We start from the raw sequence: 21734 nt of genomic DNA on the forward strand, positions 1-21734 counted from the left end.
GCACCTCCGTGCGCCCTGTCACGCCGCGTGGGCGGCGGACGCGGCGGAGGCGCCCTCCACCAGCGCGCGCAGGGCGTCATGCTCGGCGGCAGTGAGGTCGGTGAGCGGCGTCCGCACCGGCCCGGCATCGCGCCCGACCACGCGCATGCCCGCCTTGACGATCGACACCGCATAGCCGCGGCCGCGGTTGCGCAGCGCGATATAGGGCAGCACGAAGGCCTTGAGCCGCGCAATCACCTCGTCCTGCCGGCCGGCGCGAACGGCGCGATAGAAGTCCAGCGCCCATTCCGGCATGAAGTTGAAGATCGCCGAGGAATAGGTGGTCACGCCCATGGTGAGATAGGGCGTCGCGAAGGTCTCGGCCGTCGGGAGACCGCCGACATAAGTGAGCCGATCGCCCATCCGCGCGAAGATGCGCGTCATCAGCTCGATATCGCCAACCCCGTCCTTGAAGCCGACCAGGTTGGGATTGCGCTCGCACAGCCGGGCGAGCGTATCGTCGTTCACCACCGCATTGTCGCGATTGTAGACGATCACGCCCAGGCCGGTGGAACGGCACACCGCCTCGATATGCGCGGCCAGCCCTTCCTGGCTCGATCCCACCAGATAGGGCGGCAGCAGCAACAGGCCGTCCGCGCCCGCCCCTTCCGCGCCGCGGGCGATCTCGGTGGCGATGGCGGTGCCGTAGCCGCAGCCCGAAATCACGGGCAGCTTGCCCGCCGCCTCGGCCACCGCCGCGGCGACAACGGTAACCACTTCGGCCGGAGTGAGCGAGAAGAACTCGCCGGTGCCACCCGCAGCGAACAGGCCCGACAGCTCGTGCGACAGCATCCATGCGCAATGCTCGCGATAGGCATGCTCGGCAAAGGCGCCGTCGGCATCGAAATGCGTGACCGGAAAGGACAGGAGGCCCCCGCCAAGGCTGCGCGCCATTTCAACCGGATTCCAGCTCGTCACGATCGTCTCCTAGTCGCCGCCCATCGTCCGAGGGGGTCTTGGTTCGATCGCTAGCTATTGGGTCCGCGACATGCCGTCCAAACCAAAGCCGCGATGGATCGATGCAAGACTTGGCTCGATCCATCGCAGGCGGCGCCGGCCCGGCGTCACTTCACCGCGCGGCGACCCTGGGAGCCGGCGTGTCCGAAGCGGCAAGTTCCAGATCGGGCGCGAAGCTGCTGCGGGCGGCTGAACGGCGGGCATTGACGGAGAAGGGAACGACTTCCGCAACGACGACGGGGGAAGTCGCGCGGCGGCCCCATCGCGCGCGACGCAGGCGCCGCAGCGGTGCCGCCGCCCGCTCGATGAGCGCATCCACGATTCCCTCGCCCCTGGTCTGCTCGAGGTGGATCAGCCCGGCGGCGGCCGCCACCCACAGGCCCAGGCTCAGCGCCTCGGCCAAAAGGATATGCGCGGCGAAATTGGCTTCGATCCATGCCGCCAGCTTCAGATGCAGCACGACCAGCACGATCGAAACGAGGATTCCGACCGCGCTCTCCTTGCGCCGGGGCGGTTTGCCCAGCGGAACCGCGAACCAGGGAATGAGCAGGCAGAACAACACGCTGTCCACCCGCATCACCAGCGCGGTCAGCGCATATTGGCGCTCCGCGGGCGTTCCGTTGCGCGCCTTCTCCAGCAGGCCTGGGCCCGAAAGCAGATCGAACCGGTGCATCGCATCGTTGTCGGCCATGCCGGTCGCGGGCGGCTGGCCGGAAAAGTCCATCCGATCGAAACGAACCGCACGGACCTGGCCTGCCCCCGCACCGATCACGCCGACGCCATGGCGAAGCCGCAATCGCACGCCGCCGCCCGGCGAGAAACCGATATCGGCGCGCGGCGCGCTGAAACTGTCCTCGCCGCGGCGAACGACGACGTCCTCGAGATGGCGTTCGCCGCCTCTCCCGGTTCCGCCGATGAAGATCGTGGTCGACGCATCGAGCTCGATCGGCTGGCCGACCGGCAGGGGCAAGCCGTGCTCCCCGGCCTGTAGCTCGTGGTAGATGCCATCGAGCGCCCGCTCGCCGGCGGGCCGCAGCGCGAACCCGATCGCGAACTGGGCGCCGGCGACGAGCACGGCGAAGGCGAGCGGAACCGCCATGATGCGCAGCCGGCTCATGCCCGCGGCCGCGGCGATCTGCCACTCGCCACGCAGGATCATCTGCCGCACCGCCATCGCGGAGGCCAGCATCAGCGCAACGGGGACCGCGGCGTTCAGATGCTCGGGGACCTGCGCGATGCTGAACCGGACCAGCAGCGCCATCGCGTCGCTGCTCTTCTCCACTTCCGCGAGCAGGCGGCGCAGGTTTTCCAGGGCGAGGATCGCCGGGATGATCGCAACGATCACGGCGAACCGGACCGCGATCTTCGCGCCCCAATATCGATCGAAGATGCCGCCGACCACTTCAGCTACGGGGCGAGAAGCCGAAACCGCGCAGATATTGCATCTGAACGTTCACGGTCGTGATCCCGGAGCCGGCGACCACCCTGGCCTGCTCGACGGACGGCTTGCTGCGCACCAATGCCCGGTTCGCGGGTATGCCGGCACCGTCGCTCCAGAAGGAGAATTTGTCGCGCCCGACCCGGTTGTGCCGGAGCAGCACCGCATAGGTGCCCGGCTGCGGGACACGCACGCAGATCGCCACATCGCCCGCGGCGGGCAGCCGCGAGCGGGTGCGGCGGAAAACCTTCCCCTCGGCGACCAGATCCGTGTCGTCCCGCAGATAATCGGTGTTGTTCGCCGGATAGAGCTCGAGCCAAAGCTCGCCGCTGCGATCCTTCAGGCCCTGGACATTGACCTGGATGGCCGGTCCGCGGCCGTTGCGGCAATAATCCGAATCCTCGCCGATCTGCGCGCTCGCCGCCGGCACCAGGGCGATCGCGGCCCAGGCGAACGCCAAGGCAATACCAATCCGCATGCAGAGCATTCCCCGCCATCCCCATGATGCTTCGGGGGTCAGACGACGCGGCGCGGAGCGACTCTCACTTCCGCCCGCGAAAAATCCTCATCGGCGTGCCGGCAAGCCGCGGCGGACATAGACGAGGAGACGCTCGTCCTCGCGCGGCTGCGACAGCGCGAGCGCATAGTCGCGCCGCAATGCCGCATCGATCACGGCCTTGCTGTCCTCGTTCCAGGGCGAGAGCGGCGCATCGAGCGTGACGATCACGGGCGGCCGCCCCGCGATGATCCGCCGGACCTCGGCCGCCTCGTCGGTTCCGGTCGCGCCCTGCTCGGCGGCATAGGCCAGGGTGGAGGGAAAGGCGTAGCGCGTGGGAACACAGGCGTGCGCGAGGACATAGAGCGCCGAATCCCCGGCGAAGACATAGGGGCAGCCGGCACGCGAATGCGCTTCGATCTCCCGCGCGGCCGCGTAGATGCCCGCACGATAGTCGCGCTCGGTCGATAGATGGAAGGCCGCCAGCGCGAGCGCGGCGACTGCCATGAAGCCCTGCGCGAGCCGCGACGCGCCCAGCGCAAGGCCGGCGATCATCGCCAGCGGCGCGAGCAGCGGCAACGCATAATGATCGAAGAACGCGCCGATCATCGCAAAGGCGATCAGCGCGGCGGCCAGCCAGGCGAGGCAGACCGCCAGCGCCTCGCCCCGGTCGGAGAAGCGGCGGGCGAGGATGGCAGCCAGGATGAAGGGCGAGAGCTGCGCCGTCGTTCCCGCCAGCCGCGCGGCGATCTTGCTGGCGGGATAGCCTCGGCGCAGGGCGATGGAAGCGAAATTGGAGAACCAGAACGTGTCGAACGCCGCCGGGCCCAGCGCTTCGAAATAGAGGATCGCGGCCAGCGTCGGCGCGATCCCGAGCGCGCCCCACAGGATGGCGGCGCCGACGGTGAGGGCAACCCGGGCGCCGGCCCGGTGCAGATACCAGAGATGGACGAGCCCGAAGAACGCCCCCTCCACCAGCGGCGTATATTTGATCTGGATGGCCAGGCCCGCGAGCAGGCAGGCGACCGCACCGCTGACGATTATCGCACCGATTTCCCGGCGCCGCGCCCGCTCGGGCAGGCACAGGGCCAGATACCCGCCCGCCGCCATCAGCAGATTGTAATAGACCGGCGTCTGGCCGCCGCGCCCGCTCAGGAAGGACAGCCACAGCACATAGGCACAGGCGGCGAGCAACGCGCCGAGCGGACGCGCGCCCAGGCGCCGCGCACCCAACGCCACGATCAGCCCGGTCGACGCCGCGCACAGGGTAGCGACCAGCTGATAGGCAAGCACGCCGTCGCCGGGCAGCAGCCGCATGCCGGCGAACAGGAGGAACAGCCCGACCGGCTTGCGGTCCCATATGTCGAGATAGGGCAGCGCCCCATGCAGCATCCGGTCGCCGACGAGCAGATAATATTGCTCGTCGACATGGATCGCCGGATTGCCGAAGTCGCGCCAGCGCACCGCCACCGCGAACATCAGCAGAATCAGGAACCACGCCGCGTTCCGGCGCGCCTGCACCCTCGTCATCCCCCTGGCCTTTCCCGGTTCGACCCCGCCGGATCCTATGAGGTTCGGCCTGCCCCGTCATGGAAACTATTTTCCGGAGGCCATGTGGGGATCGCCTCTCGCGGTGTCGTCAGGGCGGTATCGGGGAGAGCGAATGCGGCGCCGAGCGGGGAAATCCGCCGCCGCGCTCGATCTCGCCAGTTGCCGGGGGTGGGGACGGAATATGTACGTCGATCTGGAACGCGCATTGCCGCCATCGATGCGCCGCACAGCGGAAGATGCGGTCGCGGACTGGACGGTGATCATTCCCTTCTTCAACGAGCGGGAGCTCCTGCCCGGCACGATCGCCAGCCTCGCGCGGCAGATCGTGCCCTTCCGGCTGATCCTGGTCGACAATGGCTCGACCGACGGCAGCGCGGCCGTCGCCGAAGCGGCGGCGCGCAGGCACGGCCTCGACCATATGCTGGTCACCGAGCGCACGCCCGGCAAGGTCTCGGCGCTGCGTGCCGGGTTCCGCTGGTCCCGCACCCGCTGGACCGCGACCTGCGACGCCGATACGCTCTATCCGCCGCACTATCTCGCGACCGCGGAAGAGCTGCTCTCGCGGCGCAATTGCGTTACCGCGGGGGCCTATTTCGTCGACCCCGGCGCGAGCGCGGACGACCGCGCGGCGCGGGCCGGGACGATCCGCATGGCCGCACGCCTGCTGCCGCGCCAGTCGCACACCGGCGGCGCCGGCCAGGCCTTCTGCACCGCGACGCTGCGCGCCGTGGGCGGCTTCGATCCCGATCGCTGGAACTTCGTGCTCGAGGATCACGAAGTGATCCACCGCATGATGCGCAAGGGCACGATGCTCTATTCCGAGGCATTGTGGTGCATGCCCTCGCCCCGCGAGCGGGACCGCCACTCGATCCGCTGGAACCTGTTCGAGCGGATCGTCTATTCCGCCGCCGCGCCCTGGGCCGGCGACTGGTTCTTCTATTCCTTCCTTTCCAGGCGGCTGCGCCGGCGCCGGCTGCTCAGCCAGTGCATCCGCGAGCGCCAGTTCCAGCAGATCGAGGAGACCGAGCTTGTCCCGACTCATTCTGTGCGCTGATGATTTCGCCTATTCGCGGGGAGTGAGCGAGACCATCGTCGACCTCGCCAAGGCCGGCAAGCTCAACGCCATCAGCTGCATGACCGGCATGCCCGGCTGGCACGAGGACAGCCTGCTGCTCCGGACGGTGCCGCCGCATGTCCAGATCGGCCTGCACCTCACCCTGACCGGCGAGCGGCCGCTTACGCCGATGCCGGAACTCGCGCCGCGCGGCGTGCTGCCCGACATCAACACGCTTCAGCGCCGGGCGGCGCGCTGGAACCTGCCGTTCGGCGAGATCGCCGACGAGATCCGCGCGCAGTTCGCCGCGTTCGTCCAGGCGATGGGCCGCGCGCCCGATTTCGTCGACGGCCACCAGCATGCGCATGCCCTGCCCGGCATACGCGAGATCGTGCTCGCCGAAGTCGCCTGCCGCGCGCCCCAGAGCTGGGTCCGTGCCTGTTCGGATCGGCTCTCCTCGATGGTGCAGCGCCCCTTCCTGGGCAAGGCGATCGGCAGCAGCTTCCATACGCGGGGCTTCCGCCGTGCCGCCGCCGCCTATGGCATCGCGACCAACGACAGCTTTGGCGGCCATTATGATTTCGCCCGGGACTATGCCGTGCTCTTCCACCGCTTCCTGCGCGGCGGACGCGGCATGCATCTGGTGATGTGCCACCCTGGCGCCGGCGCGCGCGCGGATGACACGATCGCCGGCGCGCGGTGCCGTGAAGCGGAGACCTTGATCAAACTCCCGATCGCCGACATGGCTGCGCGCGCCGGGATGGCGTTCCCCGGACGAGCGGAGGGTCGGCGCGGAAGTGTCGCAAGAAGATCTGAAGGCCAGTTTCATTGCGCAGCGGCCCATGTTGCGGCGGCTTCTGGCCGCGCGGCTGGGTAGCCGTGACGATGCCGAAGACGCACTCCAGGACCTATGGTTGAAGCTCGACCATGTTCAGGCGCCGATCGCGCAGCCCGCGGCCTTCCTGTACCGGATGGCCGCGAACCATGCGACCGATCGCCGCATAGCAGCCTCGCGGCGCGTGGCGCGCGACGGCGCGTGGCTGGCGGTGCAGCCTCCGCCTGCGGCGGTCGCCGACCCGGAAGGGGCGATCGCCGCGGCCGACGATCGGCGGGCGCTGGAACGGGCGATCGCCGCGATGCCCGAACGTATGGCGACGGCGCTGCGCATGTTCAGGCTGGAGGAGCAGCCGCAACGGGCAGTCGCGGAGCATCTGGGCATCAGCGTGAGCGGCGTCGAGAAGCTGCTGGCGCGCGCCTATCGCAGGATTCACGATTCGCTGTCGGAGCCCGATGCCTCGGGCGAGACGAAAGGGGGCAGCAATGACGGCTGACCGAGTGAGCATCGTCGACCAGGCGATCGCCTGGCACCTGCGGCTCGCCGAGGCGGACGAAACCGGCTGGGCGGCGTTCGTCGCCTGGCTCGAGGCGGACCCCGCGCACGCCGAAGCCTATGACCGCCTGGCGGCCGGCGACCGGCTGCTCGACGCGGCGACATTCTCCGCAGCGCCCGCGCCCGTTGCCGACAACGACAACCCGGCCGGGCCACGCCGCTGGTGGTGGGCGCTCGGCGCGGGCGGTGCAGTCGCCGCCGCCCTTTCGGTGGTGGCGCTCCAGCCGGGTCTGCTGAAGCCGCCGTCGAGCGCCTATGTCGTCGCCACGGCGAATGGTGAGCGCAAGACGGTGACGCTTGGGGACGGCACGCGCATCGAGCTCGGCGGCGGCACCGCGATCAGGCTCGACCGTGCCGACGACCGCTTCGCCTCGCTCGAGCGCGGCGAAGCGGTGTTCCATGTGCGCCATGACCCGGCGCGGCCGTTCACGGTCGACGCCGCCGGCGTCGCGGTGCGCGATCTCGGCACGGTGTTCGATCTCGCCGTGGCCGACACGCGGATCCATGTCGCCGTGGCCGAGGGTTCGGTCATGGTCGCGCCGGAGCGCGAGGCACTGCGCCTCGGCGCCGGCGATGCGGTAGCGCTCGACAGGGGCAGCGGCAGGATCGCCCGCTCGCGCCTGGCGCCGGAGCTGGTGGGCGGATGGCGCACGGGCAGCCTGTCCTTCGACGGAGCGCGGGTGGGCGACGTCGCGGCCGCGCTGACGCGCCTCTACGGTACCGAATTGGCACTTGCCCCGAACTTGTCCAACAAACCCTTTACGGGCATGGTCCGCTTCACCGGAGCTGCCGATCGCGACGTACCGCATCTGGCCGAACTGATCGGGGCAACGTCGCGACGTGAGGGCAATCGCTGGATATTGTCGGAGGCGCCATAGAGCCGTGGCATGGGCGCCGGCGTTCGCGCTGCTGCTGGCGCTGCCGTCCTCGCCCGCACGCGCGCAGCGGACCACGCTGTCGATACCGGCGACGACGCTCGACCAGGCGCTGCTGATGCTTTCGCGCCAGACCGGCGTGGAAATCATCAGCACCGAAGCCGGACTGTCACGCGTGCGGACCGTTGCGGTCAGCGGCGTCCCCGATCTGGCCACGGCGCTTTCCCGCCTGCTCGCGGGCACCGGCTACAAGGCGGAACGCGCGAGCCATGGATACCGCATCGTGCGTGCGCGAATCGCCCCCGCCCCCGCCCCGTCGCGACCGAAGCAGAGACCGAAGCCCGCGCCGGCGCCCGCCACGGAGCCCGCGGAATCCGACGAGATCGTGGTCGAGGCGAACAAGCAACGCGTGCCGCTCCTTCGCTATCCGGGCAGCCTGACCATGCTGCGCGGCAGCGAGATCCCGGCCCCCTCGGGAAACAGCCTGTCGGACATCGCCGCTTCCACCCCGATCCTGCAGAGCACCCTGCTCGGCCCCGGCCGCAACAAGGTCTTCATCCGGGGCGTGGCCGACAGCAGCTTCAACGGCAGCACCCAATCGCCGACCAGCGTCTATTTCGATGACGTCCAGCTGAACTATTCCGGCCCGGACGCGGGATTGCGCCTCTACGACATGCGCAGCGTCGAGGTGCTCGAGGGGCCACAGGGCACGCTCTACGGCTCGGGAGCGATCGGCGGCGTGATCCGGCTGACCTCCAATCCGGCCAGCGTGACCGATACGTCCGCGTCGATGATCGGCGGGGCGACCGCCACCGACCATAGCGAGCCCGGGTTCGATCTGGCCGGGATCGTCAACATGCCGGTGATACGCGACAGGCTGGGCCTGCGCGCCGTTGCCTATCGGGTGCGCGACGGCGGCTATATCGATGACGCCAAGCGGGGCCTGCACAACACCAATCGCATCGACACCGTCGGCGGGCGGCTGGCCTTGCGCCTGGACCCTGGCAACGGCTGGCGAGTCGAAGCGAGCGGTGCGATCCAATCGATCGACATGCGCGACGGCCAGTATTCGGACGTCGCGGGAAAGCCGCTGGTGCGCTACTCGCGCCTCGCCCAGCCCTTCCACAGCGCGCTCTGGCTGGGGCGAGTCGTCGCTTCGAAGGATTGGGACAGCGGACTGCGCCTGATCATCGCGAACGGAATCGTCGCGCAGCATTCGGTCGAGCAGTTCGACGCGTCGCCGCGGGGATCGGGCCCCACCACCCAGTATCGCGCCGACCGCAACAAGCTGCTCGTCAGCCACGAAACCCGCCTGTCGCGTTCGCTCGGCAACGGCAATTCCTGGGTGGCTGGCTTCACGCTGGTCAGCGATCGCGACATCCTCTCGCGCGCGCTCGAGATCTCGGCCACCGACCGGTCGCTGATCGGCGTCACCAATGTGTCGCGGGCGGCCTCTCTGTTCGGCGAAGCGAGCTTCGCGGTGTTCGACGATATTTCCCTCACCCTTGGCGCGCGCGCCACCATGGGCCGGAATGACGGCGAGCCCTCCAGCACGCCACGCGGCGGCAGTTTCACCAAGGGGCGCTCGACGCACCGGGTCGACCCCACCCTCGCCTTCTCCTGGCGGCTGGCTCCCACACTGGCATTGTTCGGCCGCTTCCAGACGAGCTACCGCACCGGCGGCCTTGCCGTCGCGGCCGGCACCGGCCGGGTCGCGGACTATCTCTCGGACGTTATCCAGGTGGGCGAAATCGGCATTCGCAAGCTGCGCGCCGGCCCCACCGGCCTCGCCTTCTCGCTGGATCTGTCGACCGCGCATTGGAGCAATATCCAGGCCGATCTGATCACCCAGCGCGGCCAGCCCTATACGGCGAATATCGGCGACGCCCGGATCCGCGCCATCGAAGCCAATTTCGATTGGGTGCCGGTCAGCGGTCTCCATGCCGGCGGATCGATATTCTTCACCGCCAACCGGGTCATCGGGCCGATCGCCAACGCCTCGAAGCGCGACAACCGCCGCCTTCCGGAAACCCCCCCGCTCGCCGCCGTCGCCAGCCTCTCCTACAGCGCACCCACGCGCCGTTTCGCGCCACGCTTCGGCGTGACTGCCAATTATGTCGGCCGCTCGGTGCTGGGCACGGGCGATTTCCTCGACATCAGCCAGGGCCGCTACTGGGTCATCGGGGCGTCGGCAGGCGCGCGCATCGGCCGGATCGAATTGTCGCTGGACGTCGACAATCTCCTGAATGCCGCGGCCAATCGGTTCGCCTTCGGCAACCCCTTCACCCTCGTCGTGCGCGATCAGGCGACGCCGCTGCGGCCGCGCAGCGCACGGCTTGGCATGACCGTCAATTGGTGAGACGGACGATCCCATGACGGACACCGCCCCAACAACCGGAGATCCCGGCCCCGATCACGCGCACCCGCGGCGCCAGCGCGTGCTGCGCTGGCTCGGCATCGCATTGTCCATCGTCACGCTGGGCGCCATCGTGTTCGCCGTCCGCGGGCTGGATTTCGCCGATCTGCTGCGATCCACGCCCGGCGATCCGCTGTTCTGGGTCGCCTTCATTGCCTCCTACCTCCTTGTTCCGGGCGTGGAGTGGCTGATCTATCGCGAGCTCTGGCACCTCCCGCCGAGCGGCATGCTGCCGTTGCTGCGCAAGCAGATCGCGAACGAACTGCTGCTCGGCTATTCGGGCGACGCGCAGCTCTATCTATGGGTGCGCCAGCATGGGGGCGGCGCGAATGCGGCTGCCGCGGTCAAGGACGTGGCGATTCTCTCCGCCGCCGCCGGAAACGTCGCGACACTGGCGATGATGGCGGCAACGGCCCCGATGCTCTGGTCGCTGATCGATGCCGGCTGGCTGCGGGCGCTGGGCATATCCATCGGGCTGGTGACATTCATGTCGCTGGCGATCTTCCTGTTCCGCAATGCGCTGTTCGGCCTGTCGCACCGGGAGCTCTGGCGGATCTTCGCCGCCCACCTGCTGCGGCTGCTCTTCTCGATTCTCCTGCTCACGGTGATGTGGCACGTGCTGGTTCCGCAGGCGACGATAGCCTGGCTGCTGCTGCTCGCGACGATCCGCCTGATGCTCTCGCGCCTGCCGCTCTTCCCGAACAAGGATGCGCTGTTCGCCGGCGCGACGATATTCGCGCTGGGAGCCGGATCGGATACTTCGCGCGCGATCGCGCTGGTGGCCGCACTCACCATCGCCGCGCACATCGCCTTGCTGCCGCTGACCTATCTGCCCATGCTGCGAAGCTGGCTGCCCGGGGCCAATCGCGCCGAAGGCACGAAGGATCGGCCCGCGGTCGAGCCGGAATAGGGTGGCGGAACCCTCAGAAGCGCGCGTCGAGGCCCAGGCGAATGGTCCGTGGCCGCAGCGGAGTCATCTGATTGCGCTGGGCCAGGCCGAACGGGTTGCCGAAGGCGAAGCTGTTGCCGCGGACATCGCCGAGGTTCGTGACGTCCAGCGAAACGCCGAACCTGCCAAAGCCCAATCGGCTGCCGACGTCGCCCACGGAATAATTCCCCTGCGGGATATCGAGCAGCGGCCCGACCCCCAGCCGTGACGCGCCGACATGGCGCAGAGAGGCCTCGCCGCTGAGCGTGATGCCCGACGCGATCTCGTGCCGCCAGGCGGCAACGGCGCGCGCACCGTTGCGCGCCACGTTCGGCAGGGTCCGCTCGCCCGGGGCAACATATTCCGGCGCGGGCGCGTAGAGCTCGCTGTTGTTCAGGAAGGCCGATGCGGTGATCGTCAGGTCCGGCGACGCACGCCATACGATATCGCCGTCCAGGCCATAGATCCTCCCGCTGCCGATATTGGCGGTATAGGGAAGGCCCGAACGGTCGATGAGATCGGCCTGGATGTTGTTCCAGTCGGCATAGAACAAGGCGGCGCGGACCGACAGGCGATCCCGCTCCTGGTTGCCCAGGCGAATGCCGAACTCGCTCATGATCAGGTCGTCGGTCGCGAACTTCCGGGATTCCAGTGCGGATCCGGACGGTGCCACGGCCAGGCCGCCGGCGCGATATCCCTGCTGATAGCGGAGGAAGGCCGAGAACTTCCCGCTCGGGTGCCAGTCCAGTGCGAGGGTCGGCGAGAAGCGCAGCTCGTTGATGAACGGCTCCTTCGACTTCTCCACCGGGCTGTCGAGCAGATTGCCGACGCTGCGCGCGAACGTGACTCGGCCGCCGATCGTGCCGGTAAGGCGACGGAACAACGGCCTCGAGAGCTGGCCGAAGATGGCCGCCTCCGCCTGCCGGTTGACGACGCCCGCGATCCGCGCGGGCGCCTCGGGAGGCCCGAGCGAGCGGGACGATGCGCTGATGTTGTAGATGCTCGAAATGCCGACCACCCAGGGGAAGCGCCCGCCGCCGCCGGACAGCCGCGTTTCCTGGTTGAAGAGCGTGATGTTGTTGTTTTCCTCGTATCGCGCGGTCGCGCCGGAGCCGTCATGGCCCGTCGCATCGAAAATGGTCCGCAGGTCGTGGCGCACGATCGACGTGGTCGAAACCAGCTCGGCGCGCCCGAGCCGCCGCCGCGCGGTGAGATAGGTCAGGTAATAGGTGTTCCTGAAAGGCTGGGCGATCGCGTTGTCCCGAGTCAGCGGCGCATCGCCACGGAGCGTGTATTGCCCATCTTGAGTGGAGGTGTTGTGGGTGGCGGTGCCGAAATCGACGGAGAAGCCCCACAGATCCTCGACGCGCCCGGCCAGGCGCTGGCCATAGCTGGTCGTGTTGTTGATGTTTCGCCGCTTGCGCGCGGGAGCATCGATATACCCTGCCTCGCGCGTCGCGAACACGACGAAGCGGACGGCGACCCGGCCATCCGCGATCGGCACGTTGAGCATCGTGGCGCCATCGCCGCCGATGCCGCCGAACCGGGTGCCGCTGACCCCGGCAGAAACCGTCGTCGACAGCGTATGCGTATCCGGCTCGTTGGGAACGAGGCGAATGATGCCGCCCAGCGAACTCGCGCCGTAGAGCGTGCCCTGCGGCCCCACCAGCACCTCGATGCGCTTCATGTCATAGAGGTTCAAGTTCGGGTCCGGCGCATTGTAGTTGAGCCGGACGTCCCCAAGATACTGGCCCACGGTGGCCTGGGTCGGGCCGTTGAAGCTGCTGTCCGCAATGCCGCGGATGAACAGCTTGTTGCGTGCCGAGCCGAGATTGGTGGACCCGACCGAGGGCAGCAGCTTCGTGATCGCGGCCGTACCCCCGGCGGCATTGCGCGCCACCCAGCCGGGATCCAGCGCCACGAGTTTCACCGATCCCGGATAGCTGTCGATCGGGATGGACTGCTTGCTGGCGGTGACGACGATCTCGGGAGCCCAATCGGGCTCGACCGGCGGAGCGGGTGGCGGCACTCGTTTCTCGGCCTTCTTCGCCGGGAGGCGCTTCCGCACGATGCGGACGGTATTGCGATCATAGAAGATCGCTTGCGTGCCGGTGCCTCGCAAGGCGCGGTCGAGCGCGGTGCGCAGGGGGAAATTGCCCCTGACTCCGGGGGATCGCCTGGCGGCCAGATCCGGGTCGGTCACCGCGATGGTAGCCCCGCCCTGCTCGCCCAGGGCAGCCGCAACATCGCCGAGGCGACCGGGCGCAACGTCGAATCGCTGCGCATGGGCGGCATCGATACCGAGAATGGAAGTCGCGGCGAAAGCCGCCCATCTAACGCTCCGCACCGGCGGCAGTCATCGTCCAGCCGCCGGCGTCCGGCCTGAACGTCACGTTCAGGGCCGGCGTCAGGCGCTCGAGCTCGGCGGGCCCTGTCCCGCGCAGGGCAATCGTACCGGAAAACGGGCGATCGGCGACGTCGGGTGCCGGAGTGATGCGCATGCCGAGCGCCCTGCCGAGATCGGCCGCCACCTGCGCAAGGGGCTCTCCGGAATAGACCAGCCGCCCCTTCCGCCATGCCCCGACGGAGCCGATTGCGGTTCGAGACACCCTGGGGGCCTCCGCCGAGGATGTATCGAGCACCGCCTGTCCGGCATCCAGGGAAATCGTTCGCCCCTTGGACTCGTACAGGACCTTGCCCTCGGCAACCGCCACGCGGACGGCACGGGCGTCGCGCACGACGTTGAACACGGTTCCCACGTCCACGACTCTGCGGCCCGCGACCTCGAGCGTGAACGGCCTGGCGCCGTCATGCTGGACCTGGAAGAGCGCTTCCCCCGCCTCGAGCGCGGCGAAGCGCCGATCCTTGCGGTCGAACCGCATGCGCGTCGCGCCGTTGAGCGTGACCTGGGTTCCCGCCTCCAGGCTGATGGTCCTGCGCTGTCCCGGACCGGTCGCCACTTCGTATCGGCTGTTGGTGGCTTGAGGGACCAGAACCAGCATCGCCGCAACCGCCGCAGCCGCCGCGCCGCCGCCGAGCCCCCACCAGCGCCAGCGCGGGCTCTGTCGCCGGTCGTCGATATCCGTGTCATTGGCCGCTTCCCGGAAGGTCACCGCGGGCAACAGCGGCTCCAGGGCCAGGTCGGCCTGTTCGATCTCGTCATAGAGCGCCGCATGGACCGGGTCCTCGGCCAGCCACTCCGCAAACGCTTCCCATGCCGCATGGTCACCGTGGCGAAGGCGGATGTGCCATTCGATGGCGCGGGCGCGCGCGCTGCCTTGTGCCTCAGATGTCATGACGACCTCTCTCGATCCTGAGATGCCGCGGATCGCCGCCATCCCCATCAAGCCGGAATTTTGCGGCCGCGATGGCTTCATAGGCGCGCGCCAGATGCTTTTCGACAGCGCTGATGCTGATGCCGATATCCGCGGCGATCCGGCGCTGGGGTTCGCCATCGATCCGGAAGCGGCGAAAGATGGTGCGGGTCCGGTCCGGCAGTCCGTCGAGCACGCGCTGCAGCAGCGCGAGCTGCTCGCGGGCGATGAGATGCGCCTCGACCGATGGCTGCTCGTCGATTTCCCGCTCCTCCCCGCTATGCGCGTCGACCCAATCCTCCTCGCGCCGCACCCGCCTCCCCGCAGAGCGGCGCCACCCGAGGAAATGGTTGTTCGTCATGCGATAGAGATAGGCGCGCGGCTCGGCGACGGGGCCGATACGCTCTGCCAGGAGCTTGAGATGCACCTCCTGGAGAATGTCGTCGGCCTCGTCCGCGGTCGCTCCACGCAGCGAGAGATAGCGCGCCAATGCGGAGCGAGTCTCGGTGAAGGTCCGAACCAGACCGCCACCGGCGAGACTCTGCCCATCGCGCTCGTCGTCCGACATGCGGCGTTACTAGCCCCGGAGCAGACCGCGAACAATCCGTTGCCGAGAGCGTAACGAACAGCCGCGATCGGCCGGTACGCGAGCCTGCCGTTTTTTTGATGAGGGTGGTCGAAGGCGCCGGTGTCTCAGGCAGGAAAGGAGACGAACGGTGCGCAACGAAACGCTGACGAGCCTGGAAGTCACGGTCCTCGCACTCGCCTGCCGCGATCCATTGTCGAGCATTCTGCCGAAGAAGCGATTCGCGCTCTACCCGTTTGGCCCGCCCCCCCATTCGCCCCTGGCGAACCCGCGCCTAGAGGCGCTTCGCCGCTATGCGATCCTGTATCGCCTTCACGGCCGGGGCGTGGCCGCGGCGGAGCGCGAGCGCATCCACGGCGCCGGCTATGATCCGCGACAGATTGCCGCGATCGAAGCCGTCATCGCGCAAGCAGGCTTCCGGCAAGGCGGCGCGATGCGCTCCCTCGCGGGCGCTGCCCGAGGCTGGCGAACGATCTTCACCGGCTGGCGACGGCCTCGCGCCCGGAACGCCTCCCATCCCATCCCCAACCGCGCCCGCGAGCCCCGCGGTGCCATTCTTGAGAGAGTATCTGTGAACAGTCCAATCAGCACGCCCTTCTGCCTCGCGATCGCCACGGCGATCCTGACCTTCTCGGGCATCCCGGCGGCGGCGCAGTCCCAGGCACAGATCCAGCCGCAACCGCAGCCGGAGCGCAACCGCGACCATTTCGTACTCGGTATCGGCGCAGGCTATGCCCCGGCCTATCAGGGCGCCGACGACTATCGCGTCATGCCCCTCCCGGTGATCGATATCGCATGGGGACCCTTCTTCGCCAACCTGCGCAACGGCATAGGCGTCAACGCCGTTGACACGGACCATGTCACCATCGGGGCAAGCGTGACGATGATGCCCGGCTATCGCAGCAAGGACGCGCCCAAGGGAATCGGCGAGCTCTCCTTCGGCGCCGGGGCCCGCGGCTTCATGAGCCTCAAGGCCGCCGGCTTCGTCGCGACGATCGGAGCAACCAAGGGCTTCGCCGGCGGCACCAAGGGCGTCATCGCGGATGCCAGCCTCTCCCGGCCGGTCTTCGTCTCGTCGCGCTTCATGCTCGTTCCCACGATCGCGGCAAGCTGGGCCGACAGGAAGCATAACGACCGGTATTTCGGAGTGAATGCCGCGCAATCCCGCGCCTCGGGCCTTCGGCAATATCGCCCGGGCAGCGGCCTCAACGACGCCTCGGCCATGCTGACCGCCCAATATCGCCTGACCGACCGCATCAGCCTCGCCGCCACCGGTGGCGTCACCACATTGCTCGGGAAGGTCAAGGACAGCCCGATCGTCGTCCACAAGACCCAACCGCTCGGCTTCCTCTCGGTCTCCTATCGCCTGGGCCAATAGGGGAAGCGCCAGCCCCGAGGCCCGAGCAACAAGGGGGGAAGGCACGGGCTGCCTTCCCCGCCAAACCGCGCTCCACCTCTGGTTCACGGATCGAGAGGGTCTTGCGGAGGGACGATGGCCGCGGAACCATCGCTCGGTCGAATCGATTGCCGCACCATGAAGACATCCTGCTTCCCGGACATGAGGAACCCCGTTTCGGAGCCGGGCGAATGAAGCGCCTGGTCGCCTTCGACCTCGATGGCACGCTCGCCGAGAGCAAGCAGATGCTCACGCGCGAAATGGCCGACCTGCTGGCGCGGCTGCTCGATATCGTCGATGCGGCCGTGATCTCCGGCGGCGACTGGCCGCAATTCCGGCATCAGGTGGCGGAGCGATTGCCCGTCGGCACGCGCCGGCGGGGCCTGTGGCTGATGCCGACGACCGGCACCAAGCTCTATCGCCATGCCGGCGAATGGCGGGAGGTCTATGCCGAGCGCTTCAGCGATGCCGAACGAACGGCAATCCTCGCCGCGTTCGACCAGGCGCTCGGCAAGGCCTCTCTCCCCCCGGAGAAGATCTGGGGCGAGCGGATCGAGGATCGCGGAAGCCAGCTCACCTTTTCCGGGCTCGGCCAGGACGCGCCGCTGGAAGCCAAGGCGAAATGGGATCCCGACCGGAGCAAGCGCACCGCCCTGCAGGCCGAGTTGCAGCGCCTGCTGCCCGATCTGTCGATCCGGCTCGGCGGCACGACTTCCATCGACGTGACGCGCCGCGGCATCGACAAGGCCCATGGCCTGGAAAGGCTCGCCGGCGAGAGCGGCATCCCCATTGCCGACATGCTGTTCGTCGGCGACGCCCTGTATCCCGGCGGCAACGACGAGCCCGCGCGCCGGACCGGCATCGATGCCATCCAGGTTCGCGACCCCGACGAGACCCGCACGGTCATCGCCACCATCATAGCCTGCCTGCACGGCCAGGCGCCGTTGCCGGCGCGCCCCTCGCCGGCGGGCGGTTGAAGGCCTCCCGGAAATTTGAACCAAAGCCGTTGAATTCAAAGCTATTTGCTTTGGCGCGGATCCGTGTGGATTATAGTTAACGAATCCGCGCCGAATCGTCGATTCGGCGCGGCAATCGGAAAATCCGGGGGGATTTCGTGGAAGCCGACCGCGCGCTCAATTTGCTCGACGACATGTTGTGGAACTGCCTGATCGTTGCGGGCCCCGTATTGCTCGCCACGCTCGTCGTCGGGGTATTGATCAGCATATTGCAGGTCGCGACGCAGATGCAGGAAATGACGCTGAGCTATGTGCCCAAGCTGCTCGTGGCGGCGATGCTGCTCATCCTGCTCGGGCCATGGATGATCGCGCGGATCACCGATTTCGCGCGTGGCCTGTACCTGGTGATCCCCACGCTCGCGAGCTGATCATGGGCGACCTGACCGACCAGGCGGTGGCGGTGCTGCTGCTGAGCCTGCGCATCGCGCCGACGCTGAGCTTCGCCCAGCCCTTCACGCTGCTGCGCATTCCGGCGATGATAAGGCTGATCCTGGCGATCACCCTTTCCGCCTGGCTCGTTTCCGGCAATCCGGACGCGACCTGGCGCGCGCCCTTCTGGGATGCCGGCCTGCCGGTGGTCGTGCTGGGCGAACTCTTCCTGGGCATATCGCTCGCGCTCGCGCTCCAGCTCGCCTTCGCGGCCCTGCTCACTGCCGGGCGCGCGATCGACATCCAGGCCGGGTTCGGACTGGCGGTGCTGGTCGATCCCACCACCCGCGCGCAAATGCCGCTGGCCGGTACGTTCTTCGCCTATGCCGGTGCCGCGATATTCTTCGCGATCGGCGCGCCCGGGGACCTGCTCGCGATCTGGGCCGCCTCGGTCGAGAAGGTCCCGCTGGGTGCCGCGAGCCTGGGCGGCGACCCGGCGCCGTTGATCGAATATATGGGCACGGTGTTCCTGATGGCGATCGGGCTGGCGGGGATCGTGCTGCTCGTGCTGTTCCTGCTCGACCTGATCGTCGCCTTCCTGTCGCGCACCCTGCCGCAGATGAACGTGCTGCTCCTGGGATTCCAGGTGAAGGCGCTCGCCACCATCGCGGCGCTGCCGCTCGCCCTTTCCTTCTCCGGCGCGCTCTTCGCCCGGCTGATGCGAACCGCGCTCGAAACCATGCCGCGGCTGATCTGACATGGCCGAGCAGGAGCAGAATCGCAGCGAGGCACCGACACCCTTCAAGCTGAAGAAGGCACGCGAGAAGGGCATGGTCGCCCGCAGCGCGGAACTCGGCTTCCTGGGCGGGCTGGTCGCGCTGGCGGGGTTCGGCGCGGTGGCGGGGCCGACGATGGTCGGCGAGATCGCCGAGCTGATGCGCAAGGCCTTTTCCGCCGGCATCGACCGGGCGGGCGATCCCGAACAGGCCCAGGCGATGATCGGCACCATCGCCTGGGCCGCGATCCAGCCGCTTGCGCTGCTCGGCGGCACGATCATGGCGGTGGTGATCTTTCTCGAGATCCTTCAGCTGCGCGGGCTGATGTTCACGGCCCAGCCGCTCAAGCCGGACTTCAACCGGCTCAACCCCGCCACCGGCCTAAAGCGGCTCTTCTCGATGCGGATGCTGAAGGAGACGCTGAAGACGGTGCTCAAGTCGGCGGTCTATGCGATCGCCGCCTGGTTCGTCGTCAAGGACGCCATCGCCCGCTTCGCGATCGCCGCGAGCGACGGCGAACGGCTGGCCGAAGCGCTTGCCGGCGCCGGGCTGCGGCTGATCTTCGTGTTCATCGCGATCGCGATCGGCTTCGTCATCCTCGACCAGGTGCTGGTGCGCGGCGAGTTCCTCAAGCAGATGCGGATGAGCCGGCGCGAAGTCACGCGCGAGGCCAAGGACCGCGAGGGCGATCCGCGCATCAAGCAGAAGCGCAAGCAGCTCCATGCCGAGTTCGTCAAGCAGAGCGAGGGCCTGGGCGCGGTGCCGGGATCGGACCTGGTGGTGGTCAATCCCGAGCATTTCGCCGTGGCGCTGCGCTACGATGCCGAACGGATGATCGCGCCCGAAGTCTCGGCCAAGGGCCGCAACCGCTTCGCGCTGGCGATCAAGGAAGAGGCGTTCCGCCTGGGCATCCCCATCCTCGAGCGGCCACCGCTCGCGCGCACCCTTTTCCGCGCCTGCCAGGCGGGCGGCGCGATCCCCCCTTCCACCTATGAGGCAGTGGCCGAGCTCTACATCGCGCTCCGCCGCGCTTCGCACCCTTCGGAAACCGCATGATGTTCGACAAGCTGTTCCGCAACCAGAAGGACCTGGCGCTCGTCGGAGCGACGATCGCGATCCTCGTGATCCTGTTCGTGCCGATCCCTCCGGCCTTTCTCGACCTGGCGATCATCATCAATTTCGGCCTGGGGCTGACGATCATGCTGCTGACCTTCTATGTCGGCAAGCCGGTGGAATTCTCCACCTTCCCCTCGCTGCTGCTTGTCGCGACGCTCTATCGCCTGTCGCTCAACGTCGCCGCGACCCGCCTTATCCTGACCGGCGGCAATGCCGGCGATGTGATCGGATCGATCGGCGCCTTTGCGGTGCAGGGCAATTTCGTGATCGGCCTGGTCGTCTTCTCGATCCTCGTCGTCGTCCAATATGTCGTGGTGACCAGCGGCGCCCAGCGCGTCTCCGAAGTCGCAGCGCGCTTCACGCTCGATTCGATGCCGGGCCAGCAGATGAGCATCGATGCCGACCTCAACATGGGCCTGATCGACCAGAAGGAGGCGGTGCGCCGGCGCGAGGAGCTGGAAAAGGAAGCGAGCTTCTACGGTGCGATGGACGGCGCCTCGAAATTCGTGAAGGGCGACGCGATCGCCGGCATCATCATCCTGCTGATCAACATCATCGCCGGCTGGATCGTCGGCGTCAGCCAGATGGGCATGGAATGGCCCGAGGCGCTGCAGCACTTCACGCTGCTGACCATCGGCGACGGCATCGCCACCCAGCTGCCCGCGCTGATCATCTCGATCGCCACCGGCATCATCGTCACCCGCTCGGCGGCGGACCGGCAGCTTTCCACCGAGGTCTTCCGCCAGCTCGCGTCCGAACCGCGCATCCCCTTGATCGTCGCGGCGGTGCTGCTCGCGCTGATGCTGATGCCGGGCATGCCCAAATGGCCGATCCTGCTGATCGGCGCGGCCGCCGGCTTCGCATGGTGGCGCCTGCGTCGCCGCACCGCTGCGCAGGGCGGCACGGACGAGGACGCGACCGACGAGACGATGGCCTCCGGCACCGCGCCGGTGCCCGCGGTCGAGATCCGCTTCGGCGCCGAACTCGGCCGGGCGTGGGAAAAGGAAGGCGCCCTCATCCTCGAGCGCCTCGCCGGCCTGCGCCGCGCCCAGGAGCAGGAGCTGGGCATCGGCTTTCCCGCGGTCAAGCTCGTCGACGGCCAGGGGCTGGGCAGCTTCGAATATGAGGTGCGGCTGTTCGGGGCCCGCTACGGCGCTACCGAGGTCCAGCCCGAGCGGGTGCTGGCGATCGCCAACCAGGGCGCCAAGGGCCGGCTCGCCGGCGAGGAAACGGTGGACCCGGCCTTCGGCATGCCCGCCTTCTGGATCGCCGAGAACGAGGCCCAGGCCGCGCGCGATTCGGGCTATACGATCATCGATCCGATCACGCTGATGGTCACGCATTTCGGCGAGATCGTGCGCAGCGAGACCTCGACCCTGCTCACCCGCGCCACCGTCGCGGGGCTGCTGGGCGAAGTGCGCGAGCGCCAGCCCGGCCTGGTCGAGGACCTGATCCCCAACACGCTGACGCTGTCCGACGTGCAGCGCGTGCTGCAGAACCTGCTCGGCGAAGGCGTGTCGATCGCCAATCTCGACCTGATCGTCGAGCATCTCGTCGACCTGGCCCGCATCCAGAAGGACCCGATCGAGCTGACCGAACAGATTCGCCAGCGGATGAGCTATGCCATCTGCCACCAGCTGCGCGGCAGCCATGGCGACCTGGCGGTGCTCAGCCTCGATCCGCGCGTGGAGAACCAGATCGTCGCCAGCATCGGGGCCAATGCCGGCCATAGCTCGCTCGCGGTCGAACCGCGCCTTGCCGAGCAGATCCTCCGCCGCCTCGCCCCGATGAGCGAGGAGATGTTCCGCCAGGGCCGCGCGCCGGTGCTGCTGTGCGGCAGCGAGATCCGCCGCCACCTGAAGAACCTCACGCGCCGCAGCATCCCCAAGCTTTCGATCCTGTCGGTGAGCGAGATCCCGATGCGAGTGAACCTGAAATCGTTCGACGTGGTCCGGCTGGAAGGGTGAGCCGAGCGCCACTCCAGCGTGCGACGGGGCGGATGTCGCCGTGACGATCC

At 68.2% G+C, this 21734-nt stretch carries 20 protein-coding genes; 12 read left to right on the plus strand and 8 right to left on the minus strand.

Annotation, left to right across the window (positions count from 1 at the left end; genetic code table 11):
* Positions 1-18: 18 nt before the first annotated feature.
* The 4 genes from kdgD to FHR20_RS16495 form a co-directional block, all read right to left on the minus strand.
* On the minus strand, positions 19-933 hold the full coding sequence (gene kdgD, locus FHR20_RS16480) for a 5-dehydro-4-deoxyglucarate dehydratase (RefSeq protein ID WP_208413718.1): 915 nt from the start codon (positions 931-933) through the stop codon (positions 19-21).
* A 175-nt stretch (positions 934-1108) separates the two neighbouring features.
* The gene (locus FHR20_RS16485; protein ID WP_167300717.1) at positions 1109-2398 is read right to left on the minus strand and encodes an LptF/LptG family permease; all 1290 of its coding nucleotides are present in this window, start codon (positions 2396-2398) and stop codon (positions 1109-1111) included.
* 1 nt (position 2399) lies between these two features.
* Complete coding sequence (locus FHR20_RS16490; protein WP_167300718.1) at positions 2400-2912, minus strand: DUF2141 domain-containing protein; 513 nt, start codon at positions 2910-2912, stop codon at positions 2400-2402.
* 87 nt (positions 2913-2999) lie between these two features.
* Positions 3000-4460 (minus strand): ArnT family glycosyltransferase, encoded by a 1461-nt coding sequence (locus FHR20_RS16495; protein ID WP_167300719.1) that lies wholly within the window; start codon positions 4458-4460, stop codon positions 3000-3002.
* Between the two features lie 202 nt (positions 4461-4662).
* Between FHR20_RS16495 and FHR20_RS16500 the strand changes: the two genes are divergently transcribed.
* Genes FHR20_RS16500 through FHR20_RS16525 form a run of 6 tightly spaced genes read left to right on the plus strand, consistent with a single transcriptional unit; the run spans position 4663 to position 11126 of the window.
* Positions 4663-5535: a glycosyltransferase family 2 protein gene (locus tag FHR20_RS16500; RefSeq protein WP_167300720.1), complete on the plus strand. Its 873-nt coding sequence runs from the start codon at positions 4663-4665 to the stop codon at positions 5533-5535.
* Entirely contained in the window at positions 5510-6412 is a 903-nt protein-coding gene (locus tag FHR20_RS16505; protein ID WP_167300721.1) for a ChbG/HpnK family deacetylase, read from the plus strand. Before FHR20_RS16500 ends, FHR20_RS16505 begins: the two co-directional genes overlap by 26 nt.
* On the plus strand, positions 6378-6866 hold the full coding sequence (locus FHR20_RS16510) for an RNA polymerase sigma factor (RefSeq protein WP_167300722.1): 489 nt from the start codon (positions 6378-6380) through the stop codon (positions 6864-6866). Before FHR20_RS16505 ends, FHR20_RS16510 begins: the two co-directional genes overlap by 35 nt.
* Positions 6856-7803: a FecR family protein gene (locus tag FHR20_RS16515; protein WP_167300723.1), complete on the plus strand. Its 948-nt coding sequence runs from the start codon at positions 6856-6858 to the stop codon at positions 7801-7803. Before FHR20_RS16510 ends, FHR20_RS16515 begins: the two co-directional genes overlap by 11 nt.
* 4 nt (positions 7804-7807) lie before the next feature.
* On the plus strand, positions 7808-10159 hold the full coding sequence (locus FHR20_RS16520) for a TonB-dependent receptor (RefSeq protein ID WP_341786469.1): 2352 nt from the start codon (positions 7808-7810) through the stop codon (positions 10157-10159).
* Positions 10160-10172: 13 nt separating this feature from the next.
* Positions 10173-11126, plus strand: coding sequence for a hypothetical protein (locus FHR20_RS16525; protein ID WP_167300724.1), 954 nt, complete (start codon positions 10173-10175; stop codon positions 11124-11126).
* 13 nt (positions 11127-11139) lie between these two features.
* Here FHR20_RS16525 and FHR20_RS16530 read toward each other — a convergent pair whose 3' ends face one another.
* The 4 genes from FHR20_RS16530 to FHR20_RS23065 form a co-directional block, all read right to left on the minus strand.
* Positions 11140-13491: a TonB-dependent receptor gene (locus tag FHR20_RS16530; RefSeq protein WP_208413690.1), complete on the minus strand. Its 2352-nt coding sequence runs from the start codon at positions 13489-13491 to the stop codon at positions 11140-11142.
* Positions 13478-14440: a FecR family protein gene (locus tag FHR20_RS16535; protein ID WP_167300726.1), complete on the minus strand. Its 963-nt coding sequence runs from the start codon at positions 14438-14440 to the stop codon at positions 13478-13480. Before FHR20_RS16535 ends, FHR20_RS16530 begins: the two co-directional genes overlap by 14 nt.
* Positions 14430-15026, minus strand: a complete 597-nt coding sequence (locus tag FHR20_RS16540; RefSeq protein ID WP_167300727.1) for an RNA polymerase sigma factor — start codon at positions 15024-15026, stop codon at positions 14430-14432. The genes FHR20_RS16535 and FHR20_RS16540 overlap by 11 nt, the downstream gene beginning before the upstream one ends.
* A gap of 292 nt (positions 15027-15318) precedes the next feature.
* A complete protein-coding gene (locus FHR20_RS23065) occupies positions 15319-15453 on the minus strand; it encodes a hypothetical protein (RefSeq protein WP_279589459.1) in 135 nt (44 codons plus the stop codon).
* A gap of 162 nt (positions 15454-15615) precedes the next feature.
* Here FHR20_RS23065 and FHR20_RS23070 point away from each other — a divergent pair, with 162 nt between their 5' ends.
* From FHR20_RS23070 to FHR20_RS16570, 6 genes are all read left to right on the plus strand, one after another.
* Positions 15616-16422: a MipA/OmpV family protein gene (locus FHR20_RS23070; RefSeq protein ID WP_167300728.1), complete on the plus strand. Its 807-nt coding sequence runs from the start codon at positions 15616-15618 to the stop codon at positions 16420-16422.
* 209 nt (positions 16423-16631) lie between these two features.
* Entirely contained in the window at positions 16632-17417 is a 786-nt protein-coding gene (locus FHR20_RS16550) for an HAD-IIB family hydrolase (RefSeq protein WP_167300729.1), read from the plus strand.
* A 137-nt stretch (positions 17418-17554) separates the two neighbouring features.
* Positions 17555-17824, plus strand: coding sequence for a flagellar biosynthesis protein FliQ (fliQ, locus tag FHR20_RS16555; RefSeq protein WP_086130312.1), 270 nt, complete (start codon positions 17555-17557; stop codon positions 17822-17824).
* 2 nt (positions 17825-17826) lie between these two features.
* Positions 17827-18582, plus strand: coding sequence for a flagellar biosynthetic protein FliR (locus FHR20_RS16560; protein ID WP_167300730.1), 756 nt, complete (start codon positions 17827-17829; stop codon positions 18580-18582).
* A 1-nt stretch (position 18583) separates the two neighbouring features.
* Positions 18584-19657, plus strand: coding sequence for an EscU/YscU/HrcU family type III secretion system export apparatus switch protein (locus FHR20_RS16565; RefSeq protein ID WP_167300731.1), 1074 nt, complete (start codon positions 18584-18586; stop codon positions 19655-19657).
* The gene (locus FHR20_RS16570) at positions 19654-21684 is read left to right on the plus strand and encodes a flagellar biosynthesis protein FlhA (RefSeq protein ID WP_243857486.1); all 2031 of its coding nucleotides are present in this window, start codon (positions 19654-19656) and stop codon (positions 21682-21684) included. Before FHR20_RS16565 ends, FHR20_RS16570 begins: the two co-directional genes overlap by 4 nt.
* The last annotated feature ends 50 nt before the right edge of the window (positions 21685-21734 follow it).

Origin of the sequence: Sphingomonas leidyi, from assembly GCF_011761945.1 — a bacterium.
Taxonomy (GTDB): Bacteria; Pseudomonadota; Alphaproteobacteria; order Sphingomonadales; family Sphingomonadaceae; genus Sphingomonas; species Sphingomonas leidyi.

Bases quoted from the DNA above. Each gene is read 5' to 3' on its own strand.
- kdgD (WP_208413718.1), bottom strand. From the start codon at position 933: ATGGCGCGCAGCCTTGGCGGGGGCCTCCTGTCCTTTCCGGTCACGCAT.
- FHR20_RS16490 (WP_167300718.1), bottom strand. From the start codon at position 2,912: ATGCGGATTGGTATTGCCTTGGCGTTCGCCTGGGCCGCGATCGCCCTG.
- FHR20_RS16495 (WP_167300719.1), bottom strand. From the start codon at position 4,460: ATGACGAGGGTGCAGGCGCGCCGGAACGCGGCGTGGTTCCTGATTCTG.
- FHR20_RS16500 (WP_167300720.1), top strand. From the start codon at position 4,663: ATGTACGTCGATCTGGAACGCGCATTGCCGCCATCGATGCGCCGCACA.
- FHR20_RS16510 (WP_167300722.1), top strand. From the start codon at position 6,378: ATGTTGCGGCGGCTTCTGGCCGCGCGGCTGGGTAGCCGTGACGATGCC.
- FHR20_RS16515 (WP_167300723.1), top strand. From the start codon at position 6,856: ATGACGGCTGACCGAGTGAGCATCGTCGACCAGGCGATCGCCTGGCAC.
- FHR20_RS16525 (WP_167300724.1), top strand. From the start codon at position 10,173: ATGACGGACACCGCCCCAACAACCGGAGATCCCGGCCCCGATCACGCG.
- FHR20_RS16535 (WP_167300726.1), bottom strand. From the start codon at position 14,440: ATGACATCTGAGGCACAAGGCAGCGCGCGCGCCCGCGCCATCGAATGG.
- FHR20_RS16540 (WP_167300727.1), bottom strand. From the start codon at position 15,026: ATGTCGGACGACGAGCGCGATGGGCAGAGTCTCGCCGGTGGCGGTCTG.
- FHR20_RS16550 (WP_167300729.1), top strand. From the start codon at position 16,632: ATGAAGCGCCTGGTCGCCTTCGACCTCGATGGCACGCTCGCCGAGAGC.
- FHR20_RS16560 (WP_167300730.1), top strand. From the start codon at position 17,827: ATGGGCGACCTGACCGACCAGGCGGTGGCGGTGCTGCTGCTGAGCCTG.
- FHR20_RS16565 (WP_167300731.1), top strand. From the start codon at position 18,584: ATGGCCGAGCAGGAGCAGAATCGCAGCGAGGCACCGACACCCTTCAAG.
- FHR20_RS16570 (WP_243857486.1), top strand. From the start codon at position 19,654: ATGATGTTCGACAAGCTGTTCCGCAACCAGAAGGACCTGGCGCTCGTC.